The sequence below is a fragment of the Sphingorhabdus arenilitoris genome, from assembly GCF_042651485.1.
In the GTDB taxonomy this organism is placed as follows: domain Bacteria; phylum Pseudomonadota; class Alphaproteobacteria; order Sphingomonadales; family Sphingomonadaceae; genus Sphingorhabdus_B; species Sphingorhabdus_B arenilitoris.
On sequence record NZ_JBHSDH010000013.1, the window covers coordinates 565426 to 585342 of the forward strand.

Sequence of the window (19917 nt, forward strand, 5' to 3'; positions counted from 1 at the left end):
TGCATATGAAGCATCATGCGCCCTTAAATTCCGCTTTCCGTTTTTGCAGAAAGGCTTTGGTCCCTTCCCGCGCGTCTTCGCTCGATCCTGCCACACGCTGCCCCTCTGCTTCGGCGAGCAGGGCTTCTGCATAGCTATTTTCCAGTGCGGTCAGGATATTGCGCCGCATATGAGCATAAGCGATCGTTGGCCCATTGGCGAGCCGGAGGGCCAATGCACGTGCCTCGGCCTGCAGATCGGCATCCTCCACGCATTTGTAAATCATGCCCCATTCAGCGGCTTTGTCCGCATAGATTTTTTCGCCGAGCATCATCATCTCCGTCGCCCGCGCCTTACCCACCAAACGCGGCAACATCCAGCTTGCTCCGCCATCGGGGATCAGGCCGATATTGACGAAAGCCTGAAGGAAATAACCTGATTTGCCCGCAATCACGAAATCCGCTGCCAGCCCAATGGAGCATCCCACGCCAGCGGCTGCGCCGTTCACAGCCGAGATGATCGGCATATCGAGCCGTGCAAGGCTCATCATCAAGGGGTTATAATGACGGGTCAAAGCCACATAGCTGCCCTCTCCGCCTGTCACTGCGCGGCTCGCGCTGCCTTTTACGGCCAGGTCGGCACCAGAGCAAAAGCCTTTGCCTGCGCCAGTGATAACCAAGCAGCGCGCCTGCTGCACATCGCTGGATAACGCATCATTGATCTCACCCGCCATTTCGAGGCTGCAAGCGTTCAATCGCTCCGGCCGGTTCAGCGTGATTGTCGCGATATTATCTGAAACATCGACAGTAATAGCTTGATACGTCATAGAATATATTCCTCTAATTTCCCTTACCCCATCAGCCTAAACGTGTTTCAGGGTCCATTCTGCGTCTCTACTTCCGCTCCCGGTGGCGCCATGGATGCTGAAACAAGTTCAGCATGGCGGAGTGCATAACATTGACGTCAATGCGCCTTAGGCGTCTCCATAATCTCAGTTAATATTCCGCCCATGTCTTTTGGGTGCACAAAAAAGATCAGCGTCCCATGCGCGCCGATGCGCGGCTCGCCGAGCACGCGCTTGCCCATCGCTTCAAATTCGGCCTTGGCGGCATGGATGTCGGGTACTTCGTAGCAAAGATGATGCTGGCCTCCGTTGGGGTTCTTCTCAAGGAAGGAGGCGATAGAGGTGTTGCCGGGGAGCGGTTCGATCAACTCAATTTGCGTGCCGTCCATGCCGCCCAAACCTCTAGAGTCCGTCGGCGTATCGACAAAGCAGACCTTCACGCCTTGATCGTGCAGGTCAAAAGGCGCGTGGATATGCGTCGCGCCCATGACGTCGCGGTAAAAGACTATACTGTCCGCGATGGAAGGCGTTGCGACGCCGATATGGTTGAGGCGGCCTAATTTCATGCCAATGCTGCCATAAACATATTCATACAGTCCTTGCTGAAAAATAGGCAGCTAAAACTATTAAAAAAATAGAAATGCCAATAGCGGCTAAAAAGCCCCATAATAAAATCCAGAAATTAAACATTTTAGGGTTTTCAATTTTTTTTGTGACAACACGACCACTGTAAAGATAGCCATGCTTTATGCCTATGTATATGTTGTAAAAAGAAGTTGAAATAATCATTACCAAAAATAACATGGTCATTATTTTTTCGTAAGGTTCAATCATCTTTGCAAATCCTCGCTGAAAAACATTTACAACGGAATATTATCATGCTTCTTCCAAGGGTTCTCCAGCCCCTTGTTGCGAAGCTTCCTCAAACCCAACGCAATCCGCCGCCGCGTGGAATGCGGCATGATCACCTCATCAATGAAGCCCTTGCTTGCGGCCACGAACGGGTTGGCAAACCGGTCTTCATATTCCTTGGTGCGCTCGGCAATTTTCTCTGGATCATCCTTTTCTTGGCGGAAAATAATCTCCACCGCGCCCTTCGCGCCCATCACTGCGATTTCAGCGGTGGGCCAGGCGTAATTGAGGTCGCCGCGCAGGTGTTTTGACGCCATGACGTCATAGGCACCGCCATAAGCCTTTCTGGTTATTACCGTGATCTTCGGCACCGTTGCCTCGGCATAGGCGAAGAGCAGCTTTGCGCCATGCTTGATAATACCGTTATGCTCCTGCCCCACACCCGGTAGGAAGCCCGGCACATCGACAAAGGTGATGATCGGAATTTCGAAGGCATCGCAAAAACGGACAAAGCGCCCGGCCTTTTTCGATGCATTGATATCAAGGCACCCAGCGAGCACCATCGGTTGGTTTGCGACTATCCCCACAGTGCGCCCTTCGATACGACCAAAACCACATAGGATATTGCCGGCATGCGCGGGCTGCACCTCAAAAAAATCACCTTCATCGACGGTTTTGCGGATCAGCTCATGCATGTCATAGGGCTGGTTGGCGCTTGGCGGGATCAGCGTATCGAGGCTATCCTCTTGCCTGTCCCAAGGGTCGCTGGTTGGCCGCTCCGGCACGCCTATCCGGTTATTCTCCGGCAGGTAATCGAAAAAGTCGCGCACGGCGAGCAGCGCCTCTATATCATTTTCAAATGCGTTGTCCGCCACGCCCGATTTGGCGGTATGGGTAATTGCGCCGCCCAGCTCCTCTTGCGTCACGACTTCATTGGTAACCGTTTTGACCACTTCTGGACCAGTTACAAACATATAACTGCTATCCTTCACCATGAATATGAAGTCGGTCATGGCCGGGGAATAAACCGCGCCGCCCGCACATGGCCCCATAATCACGCTGATCTGCGGGACGACGCCTGACGCCAAGACATTGCGCTGGAACACCTCAGCATAACCGCCAAGTGACGCCACGCCTTCTTGAATACGCGCGCCGCCGCTGTCGTTGAGCCCAATGACGGGCGCGCCAACCTTCATCGCATTATCCATCACCTTGCAGATTTTTTCTGCATGGCGTTCGGACAGCGAACCTCCAAATACGGTGAAATCTTGAGAATAGACGTAAACAAGGCGGCCATTTATGGTGCCGCTGCCTGTAACAACGCCGTCGCCGGGGATTTTCGTATCCGCCATGCCGAAATCAACGCAATTATGTTCGACATACATATCCAGCTCTTCAAAGCTGCCCTCATCAAGCAAAACGCTGAGCCGTTCGCGTGCGGTTAAGCGGCCTTTTTTATGTTGCGCATCGATACGCTTTTGCCCGCCCCCCATATGGGCGGCTGATCTGCGTTTTTCCAATTCGGCAATATTGGCTGACATGGCGGCTCCCTCAATGTGTCCCATGCGATAGCTTTGGCACTGGTGTTCCGTCAATGCAATTTTTAATCGCGCGATTAAACCATCCTTTTCCGCAGGGACAATTGCCGTTTATGCCATGGGCGCTATATAGGCGGCGATGAATCAGCAACTACCCATAACCGTCGCCGCGCTTTATCGCTTTGCCGCTTTTGACTCGCCCGAACTTTTGCAGCCGCCGCTGCTGCGCCTGTGCAAACAATTGGGCGTCAAGGGCACGTTGCTGCTCGCTAAGGAAGGTGTGAATGGCACGATTGCCGGCTCAGAAAAAGCCATCGACGGGGTTATTCGCCATATCCGCGCCTTGCCAGGCTGTAGCAATCTTGACGTCAAATATAGCGGCGCGATGGAAATGCCCTTTTACCGGATGAAGGTCCGGTTGAAAAAAGAGATTGTCACGCTGGGGATCGATGGCATCGATCCGGCGCGAGAGGTGGGCACCTATGTTCAGCCCAGTGATTGGAATGCGCTGATCAACGACCCCGATACCATATTGATCGACACGCGTAATGATTATGAAGTTGGCCTAGGCAGCTTCGAAGGTGCAATAGATCCTAAGACTAAAGCATTCCGAGACTTTCCAGCCTGGTTCCGGGAAAACCGCGCGGCGTTGTCCGCCCGCAGCAATAAGCCCAAATTTGCCATGTTTTGCACCGGCGGCATCAGATGTGAGAAATCAACCGCATTCCTGAAAGCCGAAGGGATAGACGATGTCTATCATCTGGAGGGCGGAATTTTGCGCTATTTGGAAGAAATCCCGCAAGATGAAAGCAAATGGCAGGGCGAATGCTTTGTTTTTGATGAGCGCGTATCGGTTGGACATGGCCTTACATTGGGGGATAAGCAGCTCTGCCATGCATGCCGCCGACCAATTGATGAGCAAGACATGGCTACGGACCAATATGTTGAAGGTATAAGCTGTCCCAAATGCTATGATGAACGAAGCGATGAGGATCGCCGACGCTTTGCCGAGCGGCAAAAACAAATCGCTCTCGCGAAAAAACGAGGTGAGCAGCATTTAGGCGCGGAACTGCCCACGGCCGATAAAGACGGCTTTGGCGATGGCAATAATGGCGAATAATCTGCCGATATTATATAGCTTTCGGCGCTGCCCCTATGCCATGCGGGCCCGGATGGCGCTTCATATTAGCGGCACCCAATTAGAACATCGCGAGATATTATTGCGTGATAAGCCAGATGAAATGCTGGCCACATCGCCCAAGGGTACAGTGCCGGTGCTGGTATTACCAGATGGGCAGATACTAGATGAGAGCCTCGACATCATGCGCTGGGCATTGGCGCAAAATGACCCCGAAAGCTGGCTGAAATCGTTGGATTTCCAGTTGATTACCGGGAATGACGGGTCGTTTAAACAGGCGCTGGACCGATATAAATATCCCTCTCGCTATAATCTCGACGATCCAGCGCAAGAGCGGGACAAAGCAATACCGTTTTTGGAAGAGCTGAACCGCCATTTGACCCAGCATGTTTTTTTGCTGGGCGACCGGCGCGGATTTACCGATATCGCGTTATTCCCCTTCATCCGGCAATTTGCCAACACCGACCGCGCTTGGTTTGACGCTCAGCCGATGGCGGGATTGCAAAAATGGCTGGCATGGCACTTGAAATCGCCGCTATTTGACGCGATCATGGCGAAACATCCGTTGTGGAAGTCCGGTTGAAACCTGCCAAATACTATTTCAGCAGCACCAGCTCCTCCGCCATGCTGGGATGCAGCGCCGTGGTATCGTCGAAAGCTTGTTTTGTAAGGCCTGCAACCACCGCCACTGCCGCAGCTTGCAATATTTCTGAAGAGTCAGGTCCAATCAAATGAAGACCGACGATTTTTTCATCCGATCCGGCGGTTACCATCTTATATAAGCCGCGTTCTTGCCGGCCCGACAGCACATTTTTCATTGGGCGAAAATCGCTGCGGTAAACCTGGACATCGTCATATTGCTGCCGCGCCTCTCGTTCGGTCAATCCTACCGCCGCGATAGGCGGACTTGAAAATACTGCCGATGGAATATTGTCGTAAGATATGGTTCGCGGATTGCCGCCAAAGACGGTATCGGCAAACGCATGGCCTTCACGGATGGCGACCGGCGTCAATTGCACCCGGTTCGTGACGTCGCCGACGGCATAAATACTATCTACGCTTGACCTATTATCATCACCAACAATGACAGCTCCAACGCTGTCCAATGATACCCCGACGGCTTCTAGCCCCAATCCCGCTGTGTTTGGCACGCGCCCGGTCGCAACCATGATGACGTCAGCTTGTTGCGGCTCCCCGCCATCGGCAAAATAAACGGTCAGACTGCCATCTGCATTTTTCTCTATTTTTTCGAGCGGCGCATTCATCCGATAGCGGATACCCTTGGCCTCCCCCATCTCAATCAATTTTCCTACTATCTCTTGGTCATAGCTGCGCAATATTGTGTCCGACCGGTTTGCGATTGTCACATCGCTGCCAAAAGCATACAAAATGCCGGCAAATTCATTGGCTATATAGCCGCCCCCGACGATGATGATGCGGTCAGGCACCTGGTCCAAATGGAAAATCTCGTTTGATGTTATTGCATGTTCCCAGCCATCGCATTCGGCATTGGCAGGCCATCCTCCGGTCGCGATCAATATATATTTGGCGCTGATCTGCTTACCGCTGGCCAATGTGACTTCGTTGGTACCGGATAACACCGCTCTTTCCGCGTGAACATCAACGTGATTGTTGGCCAAGGTTTGACCATATAGCCCCTCTAGCCGGGTTACATCATCCTGCACAATGTCGCGGAGCCGCTGCCAATCAAATTGAGCGCCCTTTATATCCCAGCCAAATCGTGCGGCTTCGTGCAAATCCTCGGCAAAATGCGCTCCATAAACCAACATTTTTTTGGGCACGCAGCCGCGGATGACACATGTGCCGCCAACGCGATATTCCTCAGCAATTGCCACTTTGGCGCCATGGCCTGCGGCGATCCGGGCCGCGCGCACGCCGCCCGATCCCGCCCCGATAATAAAAAGATCATAGTCATAGGTCATTGATTTACCTGCCTTCTGCTTTCATTTTCGGAAATTGGAGCGCGATCGTTACGCCAAAATTATAACTCTGCTTCGGCAATCAACGCCATTGTCGAAGGATCAAAGCCACTGGGGCCAACCTGCGCAATTGCCTTGGCAATCTCTTTGCCCAATTCGACCCCATATTGGTCAAACGGGTTAATGCCCAGCAGCACCGCATTCACATAAGTCCGGTGCTCATAAAAAGCAATCAGCGCGCCCACCACCGACGGCGTGACGTCGTCTACCAACAAGGTCGATGATGGCCGGTCGCCTGCGTAATTACGAGCGCCATCATCCGATTTTCGGCCGGTCATCAACGCTGCTCCCTGGGCAAAGCAATTGATCAGCAGCGTTTCATGATGGGCAGGATCAAAATCGTGCCCGGGTGTTTTGCTGACAATAAATTCAACGGGAATGATATGCGTTCCTTGATGCAATAGCTGGAACACTGCATGCTGCGCGTCGGTTCCCACTCCGCCCCAGGTCACAGGCGCGCTGTTGTAGGGCAATGGCTCACCGCTGGCGGTCACCGACTTACCATTTGATTCCATTTCCAACTGCTGCAGATAATCGGGCAGCAAACGCAGGCGTTCGTCATAGGCAAAAACGGCCCGCGTCTGGCATTGCTTCACCTGCGCATAATACAGATCAGCCCAAGCAGCCAGCACTGGCGCATTGACGGCAAATTCACTGGTGCGGAAATGGCGATCCATGGCGGCTGCGCCTTCCAACAATTCTTCATAAGCGGCCCACCCTAGACCGATCGCGACGGGAAAGCCGATCGAGCACCACAGCGAGTACCGACCGCCAACCGCCTCGTTAAAGGGAAGTATCCGGCTTTCATCCACGCCCCATTCAATGGCCTTGTCAGGGCTAGCGGTTAGCGCAATGACCCGCCCTTCGGCATCTTCAACGCCCGCTCCTTTCATCCATTCAATCGCGCTGGCGGCGTTCATCAATGTTTCTGTTGTCGTGAATGTTTTTGACGCAACCGCAACAATCGTTTTATGCGGGTCCATATATTTTACCGCTTCGGCCAAAGCGGCGGCGTCAACGTTCGACACAATTTTGACGTCATAGCGCGAATCTTCGCGGCCCAGAGCGTCGATCAAAAGCTTCGGTCCCAGCGCGGAACCGCCAATGCCAATATGCAGCACATGCTTCACATCGCCCATTGCGCCGGCATCAATTGCTTCGATAAGACCCCGCATCCGCGCTTGTAGCGCCTTTGCCATTTCCACTTGCGGCGCAGCGCCATTACCGCGCTCCGCCGTATGCTCAGCCGCCCTGCCTTCAGTGGGATTCACGATCGACCCCGAAAACAGCTTTTCGCGGGCCTCAGACAAATTTGCCTTTGCCGAAGCAGCTTCGAAAGCAGCCATCAAAGCATCGTCCAAATGGGTTTTGGAAAAATCGAACAATATGTTGCTCTGCCGGACGGTCAATTTTTCGACCCGGCCTGTGTCCTCTGCGAAATTTTGCGCCAGGTTACGGGCGGGGATCGCGGCAATGTCATTCCAAATATTCTGGGGCATAGGATCTTCTTTTCTTTGCTACAGGTGAATCTGATGCTGGCCAATAGCCCGCCTTGCCATTAGAAGGCCAGACAAAGCTATTATAACAGTCATAATTTTGAGGCATCGTGCAAGAAACCATTAAAAATACGGCGGATCCCGCCAGTCAAGCGTCCGTGTCCTCCAAAGACCAAGCTCCGCAGCCTGAAAAAGACAGCGTGTCGGAATGGAAGGATTATGGCAAATTCCTCCTCAAACTAGCGCTGTTCATGATCATATTGCGCAGCTTCATCATCTCGCCGTTCAATATTCCGTCTGAATCGATGCAGCCGCGATTGTTAATCGGGGATTATCTGATCGTGTCGAAATGGAATTATGGCTATAGTAAATATTCGATGGTTTTCGGATTGCCCATCATTCCGGGCCGCATATTTGCAAGTCAGCCTGATCGCGGTGATGTTGTGGTGTTCAAAGCCCCGCCGACTCAGCGCGATGATTATATTAAGCGCGTCATTGGCCTGCCTGGGGATCAAATACAGATGATCGACGGCGTGCTTTACATCAATGGCAGTGCTGTAAAAAAGGAGCGGATTGCGGATCTTGTCATTCCCGTGACGCAAAATATGAAGGATGCGGCGGCGCTGGAGGGGCAAACCACGGCTTGCTATAAAACAGATTTCGAAGAGGCTGCGCCCGGAGGCGGCTTACAATGTCGCTACCCCAGATACCGCGAAACTTTACCGGAAGGTAGAAGCTATAATATTTTGGATATCGAATATAAAAGCGATGCCGATGATACACAGGTCTTTATCGTGAAAGAAGGCGAAGTATTCTTAATGGGTGACAATCGTGACCGGAGCGCCGACAGCCGTTTCCCCGCCGAAGAAGGTGGCGGCATCGGACTCGTTCCGCAGGAAAACCTGATCGGCAAAGCAATGTTCAGCGTTTTTTCAACCGATGGATCGTCAAGCTGGCTTTTGCCTTGGACATGGTTCACCGCGGCACGGTGGGACCGCGTTGGGGAAGGTTTTTGATCACTGACGCTGCCCTATGCTGGCTACAGCAGATATTGGGCCATGATCCCGCAGACAAAGACAATTACCACCGCGCCCTAACCCATGGCAGCACGGGCAAGCCTGATTATCAACGGCTTGAATTTTTGGGCGACCGTGTGCTGGGCCTAACCATCGCAGAAATGCTCTATGCACGCTATCCTGACGAGGCGGAAGGACGTTTGTCTCACCGGCTAAACAGCCTTGTTTCCGGTGCAACCTGCGCCGAGATTGCCCGCAACATTGGGCTTCCGACCCATATCATTTTGGGTAAACAAGCCCGCGATGATGGGGCGCAAAATAGCGACAATGTGCTGGGCGACATCATGGAAGCCTTAATCGGGGCGCTGTTCCTTGAGCGTGGCTTTGCCGATGCCCGCGCATTTGTTATTGCGCATTGGTCGCCGCATATCGAAGCCGCGACCAAAGCACCCAAACATCCCAAATCGGCGCTACAAGAATGGTGTGCAGCACATAACCGAAAAACGCCGGAATATGCGGTGACCAAGAAAGAAGGGCCGCCGCATGCGATGCGCTTTGAGGTTACGGTCACTGTGAAAGGCTATGATCCGGTCTGCGCAACGGCCAACAGCAAACAGGCCGCCGAAACCGCTGCCGCTGAATTTTTTCTGGAGCAATATTCATGAACCGAAAATGCGGACATATCGCGATAATCGGCGCGCCCAATGCCGGCAAATCGACTTTGGTCAACGCATTGGTTGGGCAGAAAGTCGCGATTGTTAGCCCAAAAGCGCAAACAACTCGGGCGCGGCTGATGGGTGTGGCTATGCTCGGCGAAACGCAGATGATCTTGGTCGATACGCCGGGTATTTTTGCGCCGCAACGAAAGCTGGACCGGGCGATGGTATCGGCGGCATGGGATGGCGCTTCTGGAGCCGACTTGATCGCGCTTGTTGTCGATGGGCGCAAAGGCGCAGGGCCAAAGGTCGAACAGATTGTGGAGGCATTGGCACGGCGGGAGGAGCCTAAATGGCTTATCCTGAACAAGGTCGATATCGCCCGCAAAGACAAGCTGTTAGCGCTCGCAGCCAAGTTGAATGAGCTATGCACTTTCGACCAGAATTTCTTCATCAGCGCGCTCGACGGCGAAGGCATAGACAAGATTAAGGCCGCGTTCGCAGACGTAATGCCGGCTGGCGAATGGCATTTTCCCGAAGATCAGGTTTCCGATATTACCGACCGGCTACTCGCCAGCGAAATCACCCGCGAGCAGCTTTATCACAAATTGCACGAAGAGCTTCCTTATGCAGCAACCGTGGTCACCGAACAATATTTGGAACGCGCCGATGGCAGCCTCGAAATCCATCAGCAAATCATCGTCCAGCGTGATACGCAGCGCGGCATCGTTCTCGGCAAAGGCGGCCAGATGATCAAATCAATTGGTGAAACCGCACGGCATGAGATAAGCGAACTGATGGGTGGCTGCCCCGTTCACCTATATCTTCACGTCAAAGTGAAAGCCGACTGGGACGAAAGCCCCGAAATTTACGAAGGCATTGGGTTGGAATGGAGCCGCTAAATAGCGCCATCCGAAATTAGGCCGTAAACTCATAAATATGATCATTGAGGTTTGAGGCCATTTTGCTCAGGGATAGGCGGCAAGCGGAAGGAATATGTCGATATTTCAACGCTTGCTAACGACGCCTTGGGCAAAATGGGTCAAATCCGCAGGACGTCGAAATGGCTTCGATCTCGAAACAAAATGCCCTTGCCGGTAGAATGACTATCGACTGCGCGCATTTTCCTCCGATATCTTCGCCATTTCGACGCCTCAATGATGATATTTATGAGTTTACGGCCTAGTCCTCGCTCTTTGCAGCTGCAGGTTTCTTAACAGGTGCCTTCTTTTCCACCGCTGCCTTTTTCTTTGCCGGTGCCTTTTTCTTGGCCGCCGGTTTTTTGGCAGCCGCTTTCTTTTTACTGCCCTTGGCTGGTCCCTTGGCCGCACGATCATCAATCAACTGCGCTGCTTCCTCGAGTGTCAGCTGATCCTGAGCGATTGATTTAGGAAGCGTCGCATTGGTCGTGCCGTCCGTGACATAAGCGCCGTAGCGCCCTTCCATCAGCTTGATCTCTTCCTCCGTACGCGGATGCTTGCCCAATATTTTGAGCGGTTCGCGCGCCGCACCGCGTCCTCGTCCGGGATTGGCCGCAGCTTCAGCAAGCTTAGCGACCGCCGCATTCATACCAGTTTCAAACACGTCGGCTGTAGATTGTAACCGAGCATATTTCTTCTGGTGCATCAGGTAAGGGCCATAGCGGCCAATGGCGGCGACTATATCCTCGCCCGTCTCAGGATGCTGTCCAACCGTCCGTGGCAATGACAGCAGCTTCACAGCCCATTCTAGGCCAATATCTTCGCTGGGTAGGTCCTTGGGGATGGATGCCCGTTTCGCTTCCTTGCCCTCACCCATTTCAAAATAGGGCCCAAAACGCCCGGATTTTCGCATGATGTCTTCACCGGTTTCAGGGTGCTGACCCAGCTTTTCAGGCCCAGTATCCCCGGCGTCAGCGCCGCCGGGCTGGCCAAATTTGCGCGTGAATTTGCATTCGGGATAGTTGGAGCAGGCCACAAAAGCACCAAAACGTCCACCTCTTAATGCTAAGCTGCCTTCGCCGCAACTTGGGCATAGGCGTGGATCGGTTCCGTCGTCTTTCTCCGGAAACAAATAGGGTGCCAGAAACTTATCAATTTCCGCTGTCACTTCCGAAGGCTTTTGCTCCATCACCTCGGCGGTTTTGGGTTTGAAATCGCGCCAAAAGGCATCGAGGAATTTCTGCCAATCTTCTTTACCGTCGCTAATCTCGTCCAGCTGATCTTCCAGCCCAGCGGTATAGTCGTAGGCAACATAGCGCTCAAAAAATCGTTCTAGAAACGCCGTTAATAATCGCCCTGATTCTTCTGCAAAGAAACGATTTTTTTCAATTCGAACATAGGCACGGTCTTTGAGAACCTGAATTGTCGAAGCATAGGTTGACGGACGGCCAATTCCCAATTCCTCAAGCCGTTTAACAAGGCTCGCCTCAGAATAGCGGGGGAGTGGCTGGGTAAAATGCTGCGTTTTTTCGGCGGATTTTTTCGCGGGAGCGTCGCCCACCGACATGGGCGGCAACATTGCGCCATCATCACCTTCGCTATCGTCAAGACCTTCTTCATATACTGCTAAAAAGCCTGGAAATTTCATGACTTGACCCGTTGCCCGCAAAATATGCTGCCCGGTTCCATCCGTCATGTCGACTGTCGTTCGCTCAAGCCGCGCGGACGCCATTTGGCTGGACATCGCGCGTTTATAAATCAGGTCATATAATTTTGCATAATCACCCGAGCCGCTGCGATCTTTACTAAAATCGGTTGGACGGATGGCTTCGTGGGCTTCTTGTGCGTTTTTCGCCTTGCTTTGATAAATCCGAGGCTTTTCGGGAATATAGCCGCTGTCAAATCGGTCGGCGATTGCACGGCGTGCTTCCGAAATCGCGCTGCCGTCCATTTGGACGCCGTCGGTACGCATATACGTGATGGCACCATCTTCATATAGGCCTTGCGCAATTCGCATTGTATGACTGGCGGCAAAGCCGAGTTTGCGCGCAGCCTCTTGCTGCAAAGTCGACGTGGTGAATGGAGGCGATGGGTTGCGCGTTACCGGTTTGGTTTCAACCTTATCAACATTGAAATTAGCAGCAGCAACAGCTGCACGAGCAGCCTCTGCCTGTGCCTCAGTTTTCAAATCCATCTTGTCCAGCTTATCACCGGCATAGTGGGTCAACCGCGCATCGAAGCTTTGCCCTTTATGTTCCATAACGGCTTTGATCGACCAATACTCTTGGGCAACGAAGCTCTCAATTTCCCGTTCGCGTTCAACGATCAGGCGCAGCGCTACCGACTGTACCCGGCCCGCCGACTTCGCACCCGGTAATTTGCGCCACAGCACTGGCGATAGAGTGAAGCCGACCAGATAATCAAGCGCCCGGCGCGCCCGATAGGCATCGATTAGGTCTAGGTCCAACCCGCGCGGTTTTTGCATCGCTTCGGTCACGGCCGCTTTCGTAATCGCGTTGAACGTAACGCGCTGCACGTCCGCGGGCAGAGCCTTTTTCTGGGCCAGCACTTCTTGCACATGCCAGCTAATGGCTTCACCCTCGCGGTCAGGGTCAGTGGCGAGGATCAGCGTATCGGCTTTTTTCGCATTGTCCGTTATCGCCTTAAGCTGCTTTGCCTTGTCGGCATAATTATCCCACAGCATCGAAAAACCGTTATCCGGGTCAACCGAACCATCTTTGGGCGGCAAATCGCGGACATGGCCATAGGAAGCCAGAACCACATGGCCCGGGCCCAAATATTTCTCAATTGTCTTTGCTTTTGCGGGCGATTCAACAATAACTAAACGCATAAATTATTTATCTTTTTCCAAACGCTTCACGTACGCGCATATGGTGGCGGGCATTTTCTAACGCCGTCAAGCATGATTTTAACAGCGATGTCCAGCAAGGATTTATCCAGCGAGCCTGACCTTCGCTCCTGCCCCTCGCTCCAATCGGCCAGCTAGTTCCAGCTCAAGCAGGACCAGTTGTACCGCAGATGTCGGCGCCTCAGATTGCCGAACCAGCTCGTCCACCGAAACATAAGTCATACCCAGCAGGTCAATAATGGCCTGCCGTTCGGCCTCACCTTCAAAATTATATTCCTCTGCTGGCGGTGCCTCCAGTTTTTGCGCCGGACGAGATTGCGACATGCGATCATCAAAAGGCCTGATTAATTCGGCGATTTCACTGGCATCCTGAACCAATGTCGCACCTTCCCGAATAAGCTGATTGCAGCCACGCGCTCTTGGATCAAGCGGCGAGCCGGGTATCGCCATAACTTCGCGCCCCATTTCTGCGGCAAGGCGGGCAGTGATTAGCGATCCCGACCGAGGCGCGGCTTCAACAACCACTGTGCCCAATGAAAGCCCTGCAATAATTCGGTTTCGATACGGAAAATGCCGTGCCCGAGGTTCGGTTCCTGGCGGCGCTTCGGCAATGAGCAGCCCTTTTTCAGCAATCTCATACTGAAGCGATTTATTTTCAGGTGGGTAGGCCACGTCTATCCCGCCTGCAATAACCGCGATCGTCCCGCTATCCAGCGAACCAATATGTGACGCTGTATCAATTCCGCGGGCCAAACCAGATACCACGACCAAATGTTCCCGGCCCAGCTCAAGCGCCAATTGCCGGGCATAACGGCATGCTCCTGCCGACGCATTACGGGCACCGACCATTGCGACTGACATAACATCCAACAGGTCCAGATTGCCTCGATAAGTGAAGGCTGGCGGCGCATTATCAAGCTGCGCCAGTAAAGCGGGATAGGCGGCGTCACCCATGAAAACATAACGCGCGCCTGCACGATGCGCTGCCTCCATCTCAGCTTCAATTTGTGCCTCGCTGGCGACGGAAAATGACCGCTTGCCGCCCCTGGCGGCCAAATCAGGAATAGCCTTCAAGGCTTCAGCGGCATTGCCAAACCGGGACAGAAGCTGCCGATAGGTAACAGGCCCGATATTGGGACAGCGCAGCAGCCTTAGCCGGTCAAAATCAGTCGATTGTGCCAAAAATACCCCGCCGTTATTTAGATTTGGATCCAACGCGCGGCTCGTTCCCGCTCAGCAGGCGTTCGATATTTTCGCGGTGTTTCCAAAAAACAATCAAAGAACAAGCAATTAACAGAGGAACCAAATCCCCTCGCCCGAAATAATAGGCCGCAATCGGCGCGCATAATGCAGCGATCAATCCCGACAGCGATGATATTCGAAACAGAATCAAAGCGCCGATCCAAGCGACGGCGTAGACCACTCCTCCCTGCCAAAATAGTCCGAACATGATGCCAGCATAAGTGGCAACGCCCTTCCCGCCTTCAAACCGCAACCATACCGGATAGAGATGCCCAAAAAAAGCGCCGGCGGCGGCAATTGCTTCGCATCCGGGGAAGAAGCGCGCCGCGATCAATACAGCTGCCAAACCCTTCATCAGATCGAGCAGCAAGGTGAGCGCGGCAAGCCATTTTTTTCCGGTTCGCAACACATTGGTCGCGCCGATATTACCAGAGCCAATGCTCCGTAAATCGCCTCCGCCCGTCGCTTTTGTTAGGATAAGGCCAAAAGGAATTGATCCCAGACCATAACCCAGCAGCAAGGATAATATTATGGGAATTAAATAAGCCAAGCCGCCGAATCCTCTTCAAGTGCAGCGTTGATATAGAAATTTTCCCATAGTCTCAAGCGGCTGTGCCGATGCGGCGCTATAGCGCACTTGCTTTGGGTTAGGCCGATATTGCTGGTGACATGCCTGTCGGCCATTGCGCCTTTTCGCCATTGCACCTCTTGACCATCGCCGGTGCCCCGCGATACCGCATGATCATGTCCTTGCCTTTAACCGCCAGCCAAAATCCGGATCCCGCCGCGCCGATACTTATCTTCGATTCAGGCGTTGGCGGACTGTCAGTGTTGAAAGAGGTAACGCGGGCATTGCCGTTGGCCCCGATTGTGTACGCCGCCGATCATGCAGGCCTGCCCTATGGTGAAAAAAGCGAAGCTGAAATTGCGGCGCGGGTTCCGGCTTTATTGGGGCGTTTGGTGGAACGCTACAACCCCCGCCTTGTTACTATTGCTTGCAACACAGCTTGCACCATTGCGCTTTCCCATGTCCGGGCAGCGCTGAACCTACCCGTTGTGGGCACGGTTCCAGCGATTAAACCGGCGGCCATAGCCACCAAGAGCGGTGTTATTGGGCTATTGGGCACTCAAGCGACAATAAGGCAAGCGTATGTGGATCAATTGGAACGAGAGTTTGCCGCTAATTTGACATTGCTGCGCTATGCTGCACCGGAGTTGGTTCATGCAGCGGAAGCAAAAATGCGCGGAGACGCAATCAGTGACGACGTGTATGTTTCGGCCATAAATGGACTTCGAAATCAGCCCAATGGCTCGCAAATGGACGTGGTGATATTGGGATGCACCCATTTTCCTCTGCTCATCGATGAATTAGCCAAGGTTGCTGGCAATGTAAGTTTTGTCGATGGCGCAAAAGGAATTGCGCGCCGAATTTCTCATTTATGTGACGGCCAATCTTGGCCAGAAAACAGGCCTCTTTATCAATTTGTCACGACGGGCGACCCAGAAATGTGTGCCAGCTATCTGCCGCAGTTGATTGAGTTTGGCTTTCGTCAAATAGACGGGCTTTGATCGCCTTTCTCAATCACTATACCTGATAATCTTCGCTGGCAGATCGAATAAACCCACCCTATTTTGACATAAATCAACGACTAGCACCGCGATAAGTGCGACAGCGGCGACCTCCCGGATGTTTAGGACATGAAATGAAAGCAACGGTCACAGATTTGCAAGTCGTTCGCACTGGATTTTTTCAAAATCCTCCCGTAAATGACGGCGAAAGGCAAAAAAGACCGCGTGGCAACAGGAATTTTCCAGCGATGAATTATGACCAAGTGTTTGACAAGGCGATAGACCGGCTGCATGCCGAAGGGCGTTACCGGGTATTTATCGATATCTTGCGCAATAAGGGCAAATTCCCCAATGCGCGCTGTTTTGCTGGACATAATGGACCAAAGCCAATTACCGTTTGGTGCTCCAACGATTATCTGTGCATGGGGCAACATCCCAAAGTGATTTCTGCGATGGAAGAAGCGTTGCATGATGTTGGCGCAGGGTCGGGCGGCACCCGAAATATTGGCGGCAACACGCATTATCATATTGAATTAGAAAGCGAACTGGCCGACTTACACGGTAAAACGGGAGCGCTGCTGTTTACGTCGGGTTATGTGTCGAATGAAGCGACATTATCCACTCTCGCCAAAATATTGCCTGGATGCATCATTTATTCAGACGAGTTAAACCATGCGAGCATGATTGCTGGCATCCGCAATGCAGGCTGCGAAAAACGGGTTTGGCGGCATAATGATCTGGCCCATTTGGAAGAGTTATTGGCTGCCGACGATCCAGAGGTTCCAAAGCTTATCGCCTTTGAAAGCGTTTATTCAATGGACGGCGACGTCGCCCCGATTGGCGCAGTTTGCGATCTCGCCGATAAATATAATGCGCTTACCTATTGCGATGAAGTGCATGCGGTAGGCATGTATGGTCCGCGCGGCGGCGGCATTACCGAGCGCGACGGCGTGGCGCAGCGCGTTACCATCATTGAAGGCACATTGGGCAAGGCATTTGGTGTCATGGGCGGCTATATCACCGCCGATCAGAAGATAGTCGACGTCATCCGTAGCTATGCCCCCGGTTTCATTTTCACCACCAGCCTATCACCGGTTCTGGTCGCAGGTGTATTGGCCGCAGTCAAACATCTCAAAGCGTCAAGTGAGGAGCGCGACGCACAGCAAGCCAATGCGGCGACTTTGAAACAGCTTTTTGCCGATTCTGGTTTGCCGGTGATGATGAGCAATACCCATATCGTCCCATTAATGGTTGGCGATCCGGTAAAAGCCAAGAAGATCAGCGATATCTTGCTGGCTGAATATGGCGTTTATGTGCAGCCGATCAATTATCCCACCGTTCCGCGCGGCACCGAACGTCTGCGATTCACGCCGGGACCGCAACATGACGAAGCAATGATGCGCGACCTTACGGATGCATTGGTTGAGATTTGGGGCCGAATGGAGATGCAGCTTCAAAAAGCAGCATAATCCCTGTAACGCTGCCGAAGCAATCATCTGCCGAAATGTTAGGCGCTAAGTTGCTCTTCGTCCAAAACTAGTGGCAACGCCAATCGGATTTCTCGCAACTGGCGCGGGCGGAATCTCTGGCTCGACTTTATCCGGTTTTGTTTGAGGCTCGGGTTCGGGCAACAAAATGTCCAGCCGAGGATTGTTTTTATATCCGGAAGGCGGTTCAGCAATATCGTGATACACCGGAATATCTGATTTCTGATTGTTACGGCCATCAGTACCGGTTTCATTTTCCGCCTCGGTCCATCCGGCGGCCTTTAGTCCGCTGATATACACGTCGTTGTAAATGAACGGCCATACCAGCCACGACAGGCCCAATGTAAATAGCGCAGAAAAAAACATGAAGGCGGCGTTTTTTGCATCACCGCGAAACAGAGCCGGAAAAATCCCAAAAAAGAAAGTCGTCCAAGAAAAGCCGGTTGGCACTGCCTTTCGGGGACCGGTGAGTGATTTTTGCAGGATAATCATTATTTTGGCTCAAAAACAATTGGAAACCTGCAAATAACGAAATATCCTAAATAAATTCCAAATTTTATAACATAAAATGAAGGAGCCCTGCTTTGACAAGCAAGGCTCCCGCATTAAGACGCTTTTTGAGCATGGTGATTAAGGCATTACCACTGTATCAATGACATGAATAACGCCATTTGACGCCGCCACGTCCGTCATTATGATTTTGGATTTATTGCCTTGCGCATCTGTAAGCATCAATGCGCCGTGGCTGTCGCTGCTGATTGTCAACTTACCGCCTTGCACCGTATCTACGCTGGCAGAGCCCTTGTTAGCCTTTAACAGCTTCATCACATCTTTCGCACCGAATTTCCCGGCTACGACATGGTAAGTTAAGATACTGGTCAATGTGCCCTTATTTTCAGGCTTCACCAATTCTCCAACCGTTCCGTCGGGAAGCTTTCCAAAGGCATCGTCGGTTGGCGCAAAAACCGTGAATGGTCCTTCACCCGACAGGGTATCAACCAGTTCAGCTGCCTTAACTGCTGCAACCAGTGTTTCGAAATTCTCATTGCCTGCTGCCACTCCGACAATGTTGGCCGGCGCCGCATTCGCCGCTTTGTTTCCATGATCATGAGCATGAACGATTGTTGCGCCACCCAAAGCAGCAAAAGCCACAGTCGCTGCCAAGGTTGTCTTTGCGATAACTCCAATTTTCATTTTAAATCCTTTCGATTCGGGGGAATGTTCTGGAATGAACGATTGTAGCAACGAAAGGATTGGCGCTTTGGATGCATCTACCCCGATTGCAAATCAGATTATAAATCTAATCGCTTGTTTTATTGAGCAATATTTTAGAAAAATATTCTGGATCAACATTCCCGCCAGATAATGTGATAAGTGCCGGGGCGTCAGTGATAATCTTACCCGAAATTACCGCTGCCAGTGCAGCGGCACCGCCGGGTTCAACCACCAGGCGCAATTTTTCATAGACCAACCGCATTGCCGTTCCAATTTCATCAGGCGTGACTGCGGCAGCGCTATAAACACGATTTTTCAGAACATTAAAGTTAATCGGAAAGCTGATTGGTGTTTGCAGCGCATCACATGGGGTGGGGTGTGCTTGATCTTCAACCGGCAATATTGTGCCCGCCGCCAGCGAACGGATGACATCATCCCACCCCTCTGGTTCAGCAAGGGACAATTTGGCGTCCGGACAAGCAAGCGACAGCCCCGCCGACAGGCCTCCGCCGCCGCAACAAGCGACGATATGGGCCGGGCCTTTAACGCCCATCGCCTCCATCTGCGCCATTGCTTCTATCCCGAGCGTTCCCTGCCCTTCGATTATCCATGGATCGGCAAAAGCATGGACAAGCACTGCACCGGTTTTCGCCACTATTGTCGCTGCAATTGCATCTCTGTCCTGACCGGGCCGTTCATAGAGAACGACCTGTGCTCCCAGCGCCTTGGTTGCCGCAATTTTTGCCTTTGGCGCATTGCGGGGCATCACGATGGTCGCTGCCATTCCCAGCTTTTTGGCGGCCCAGGCAACGCCCTGTGCGTGATTGCCGCTCGACACGCCGACAATGCCGCGCTCACGCTCTCCCGCGCTCATATCCGAGAGCCGGTGCCAAGCACCGCGTATCTTGAACGCGCCAATGGGTTGCAGCATTTCGGCTTTACACCATAATGTTACGCCATCGACCTCCAACGGCATTAAAGGCGTTGGCGGCAATATTTCTGCTATTTTTTGGGCAGCCCGCAAAACGCCTTCGCGAGTCGGGGAACGATAGGGGGAAAGCGGGTCTTGTGCTGTCATCACAGCAATCTATATCGG

General features: G+C 52.6%; 19 protein-coding genes. 7 read left to right on the forward strand and 12 right to left on the reverse strand.

The features are described 5' to 3' along the window. Nucleotides 1-13 precede the first annotated feature (13 nt). The 4 genes from ACFOWX_RS06835 to ACFOWX_RS06850 all read right to left on the reverse strand — a co-directional run bounded on the left by ACFOWX_RS06835 (nt 14) and on the right by ACFOWX_RS06850 (nt 3216). The gene (locus tag ACFOWX_RS06835) at nt 14-805 is read right to left on the reverse strand and encodes an enoyl-CoA hydratase-related protein (protein WP_381422559.1); all 792 of its coding nucleotides are present in this window, start codon (nt 803-805) and stop codon (nt 14-16) included. Between the two features lie 137 nt (nt 806-942). Further along, the gene (gene mce / locus ACFOWX_RS06840; RefSeq protein WP_381422561.1) at nt 943-1389 is read right to left on the reverse strand and encodes a methylmalonyl-CoA epimerase; all 447 of its coding nucleotides are present in this window, start codon (nt 1387-1389) and stop codon (nt 943-945) included. Between the two features lie 22 nt (nt 1390-1411). After that, a complete protein-coding gene (locus ACFOWX_RS06845; protein WP_381422563.1) occupies nt 1412-1657 on the reverse strand; it encodes a hypothetical protein in 246 nt (81 codons plus the stop codon). Nucleotides 1658-1683: 26 nt separating this feature from the next. Further along, nucleotides 1684-3216: an acyl-CoA carboxylase subunit beta gene (locus tag ACFOWX_RS06850; RefSeq protein WP_381422565.1), complete on the reverse strand. Its 1533-nt coding sequence runs from the start codon at nt 3214-3216 to the stop codon at nt 1684-1686. A 136-nt stretch (nt 3217-3352) separates the two neighbouring features. Here ACFOWX_RS06850 and trhO point away from each other — a divergent pair, with 136 nt between their 5' ends. Then, entirely contained in the window at nt 3353-4333 is a 981-nt protein-coding gene (trhO, locus tag ACFOWX_RS06855) for an oxygen-dependent tRNA uridine(34) hydroxylase TrhO (RefSeq protein ID WP_381422567.1), read from the forward strand. Next, nucleotides 4314-4934 (forward strand): glutathione S-transferase, encoded by a 621-nt coding sequence (locus tag ACFOWX_RS06860; RefSeq protein WP_381422569.1) that lies wholly within the window; start codon nt 4314-4316, stop codon nt 4932-4934. Before trhO ends, ACFOWX_RS06860 begins: the two co-directional genes overlap by 20 nt. Before the next feature lie 13 nt (nt 4935-4947). Here ACFOWX_RS06860 and gorA read toward each other — a convergent pair whose 3' ends face one another. Further along, entirely contained in the window at nt 4948-6294 is a 1347-nt protein-coding gene (gene gorA, locus ACFOWX_RS06865) for a glutathione-disulfide reductase (protein WP_381422571.1), read from the reverse strand. Nucleotides 6295-6353: 59 nt separating this feature from the next. After that, nucleotides 6354-7850 carry a glucose-6-phosphate isomerase gene (pgi, locus tag ACFOWX_RS06870; protein ID WP_381422573.1) on the reverse strand — a complete coding sequence of 499 codons (1497 nt, stop codon included), beginning with the start codon at nt 7848-7850 and terminating at the stop codon, nt 6354-6356. A 155-nt stretch (nt 7851-8005) separates the two neighbouring features. Between pgi and lepB the strand changes: the two genes are divergently transcribed. Genes lepB through era form a run of 3 tightly spaced genes read left to right on the forward strand, consistent with a single transcriptional unit; the run spans nt 8006 to nt 10421 of the window. After that, nucleotides 8006-8863, forward strand: a complete 858-nt coding sequence (gene lepB, locus ACFOWX_RS06875; RefSeq protein ID WP_381424952.1) for a signal peptidase I — start codon at nt 8006-8008, stop codon at nt 8861-8863. Beyond that, nucleotides 8860-9528 (forward strand): ribonuclease III, encoded by a 669-nt coding sequence (gene rnc, locus ACFOWX_RS06880; protein WP_381422575.1) that lies wholly within the window; start codon nt 8860-8862, stop codon nt 9526-9528. Before lepB ends, rnc begins: the two co-directional genes overlap by 4 nt. After that, entirely contained in the window at nt 9525-10421 is an 897-nt protein-coding gene (gene era, locus ACFOWX_RS06885) for a GTPase Era (protein WP_381422577.1), read from the forward strand. The genes rnc and era overlap by 4 nt, the downstream gene beginning before the upstream one ends. Nucleotides 10422-10701: 280 nt before the next feature. On the opposite strand, the gene topA is transcribed toward era, so the two are convergent. The 3 genes from topA to plsY form a co-directional block, all read right to left on the reverse strand. After that, nucleotides 10702-13290, reverse strand: coding sequence for a type I DNA topoisomerase (gene topA / locus ACFOWX_RS06890; protein ID WP_381422579.1), 2589 nt, complete (start codon nt 13288-13290; stop codon nt 10702-10704). A gap of 102 nt (nt 13291-13392) precedes the next feature. Beyond that, nucleotides 13393-14490, reverse strand: coding sequence for a DNA-processing protein DprA (gene dprA / locus ACFOWX_RS06895; protein ID WP_381422580.1), 1098 nt, complete (start codon nt 14488-14490; stop codon nt 13393-13395). A gap of 13 nt (nt 14491-14503) precedes the next feature. Then, complete coding sequence (plsY, locus tag ACFOWX_RS06900) at nt 14504-15100, reverse strand: glycerol-3-phosphate 1-O-acyltransferase PlsY (RefSeq protein WP_381422582.1); 597 nt, start codon at nt 15098-15100, stop codon at nt 14504-14506. Between the two features lie 194 nt (nt 15101-15294). Between plsY and murI the strand changes: the two genes are divergently transcribed. After that, nucleotides 15295-16119, forward strand: coding sequence for a glutamate racemase (gene murI / locus ACFOWX_RS06905; RefSeq protein WP_381424954.1), 825 nt, complete (start codon nt 15295-15297; stop codon nt 16117-16119). Nucleotides 16120-16367: 248 nt separating this feature from the next. After that, on the forward strand, nt 16368-17588 hold the full coding sequence (hemA, locus tag ACFOWX_RS06910) for a 5-aminolevulinate synthase (protein ID WP_381422584.1): 1221 nt from the start codon (nt 16368-16370) through the stop codon (nt 17586-17588). A gap of 45 nt (nt 17589-17633) precedes the next feature. Here hemA and ACFOWX_RS06915 read toward each other — a convergent pair whose 3' ends face one another. The 3 genes from ACFOWX_RS06915 to ACFOWX_RS06925 form a co-directional block, all read right to left on the reverse strand. After that, complete coding sequence (locus ACFOWX_RS06915; protein WP_381422586.1) at nt 17634-18098, reverse strand: hypothetical protein; 465 nt, start codon at nt 18096-18098, stop codon at nt 17634-17636. A 138-nt stretch (nt 18099-18236) separates the two neighbouring features. Then, a complete protein-coding gene (locus ACFOWX_RS06920; RefSeq protein ID WP_381422588.1) occupies nt 18237-18800 on the reverse strand; it encodes a fasciclin domain-containing protein in 564 nt (187 codons plus the stop codon). Between the two features lie 106 nt (nt 18801-18906). Further along, the gene (locus ACFOWX_RS06925) at nt 18907-19899 is read right to left on the reverse strand and encodes a threonine ammonia-lyase (protein WP_381422590.1); all 993 of its coding nucleotides are present in this window, start codon (nt 19897-19899) and stop codon (nt 18907-18909) included. Nucleotides 19900-19917: the final 18 nt, after the last annotated feature.

Bases quoted from the DNA above. Each gene is read 5' to 3' on its own strand.
- ACFOWX_RS06835 (WP_381422559.1), bottom strand. From the start codon at position 805: ATGACGTATCAAGCTATTACTGTCGATGTTTCAGATAATATCGCGACA.
- mce (WP_381422561.1), bottom strand. From the start codon at position 1,389: ATGAAATTAGGCCGCCTCAACCATATCGGCGTCGCAACGCCTTCCATC.
- ACFOWX_RS06845 (WP_381422563.1), bottom strand. From the start codon at position 1,657: ATGATTGAACCTTACGAAAAAATAATGACCATGTTATTTTTGGTAATG.
- ACFOWX_RS06850 (WP_381422565.1), bottom strand. From the start codon at position 3,216: ATGTCAGCCAATATTGCCGAATTGGAAAAACGCAGATCAGCCGCCCAT.
- trhO (WP_381422567.1), top strand. From the start codon at position 3,353: ATGAATCAGCAACTACCCATAACCGTCGCCGCGCTTTATCGCTTTGCC.
- ACFOWX_RS06860 (WP_381422569.1), top strand. From the start codon at position 4,314: ATGGCAATAATGGCGAATAATCTGCCGATATTATATAGCTTTCGGCGC.
- gorA (WP_381422571.1), bottom strand. From the start codon at position 6,294: ATGACCTATGACTATGATCTTTTTATTATCGGGGCGGGATCGGGCGGC.
- pgi (WP_381422573.1), bottom strand. From the start codon at position 7,850: ATGCCCCAGAATATTTGGAATGACATTGCCGCGATCCCCGCCCGTAAC.
- era (WP_381422577.1), top strand. From the start codon at position 9,525: ATGAACCGAAAATGCGGACATATCGCGATAATCGGCGCGCCCAATGCC.
- topA (WP_381422579.1), bottom strand. From the start codon at position 13,290: ATGCGTTTAGTTATTGTTGAATCGCCCGCAAAAGCAAAGACAATTGAG.
- murI (WP_381424954.1), top strand. From the start codon at position 15,295: ATGTCCTTGCCTTTAACCGCCAGCCAAAATCCGGATCCCGCCGCGCCG.
- hemA (WP_381422584.1), top strand. From the start codon at position 16,368: ATGAATTATGACCAAGTGTTTGACAAGGCGATAGACCGGCTGCATGCC.
- ACFOWX_RS06915 (WP_381422586.1), bottom strand. From the start codon at position 18,098: ATGATTATCCTGCAAAAATCACTCACCGGTCCCCGAAAGGCAGTGCCA.
- ACFOWX_RS06920 (WP_381422588.1), bottom strand. From the start codon at position 18,800: ATGAAAATTGGAGTTATCGCAAAGACAACCTTGGCAGCGACTGTGGCT.
- ACFOWX_RS06925 (WP_381422590.1), bottom strand. From the start codon at position 19,899: ATGACAGCACAAGACCCGCTTTCCCCCTATCGTTCCCCGACTCGCGAA.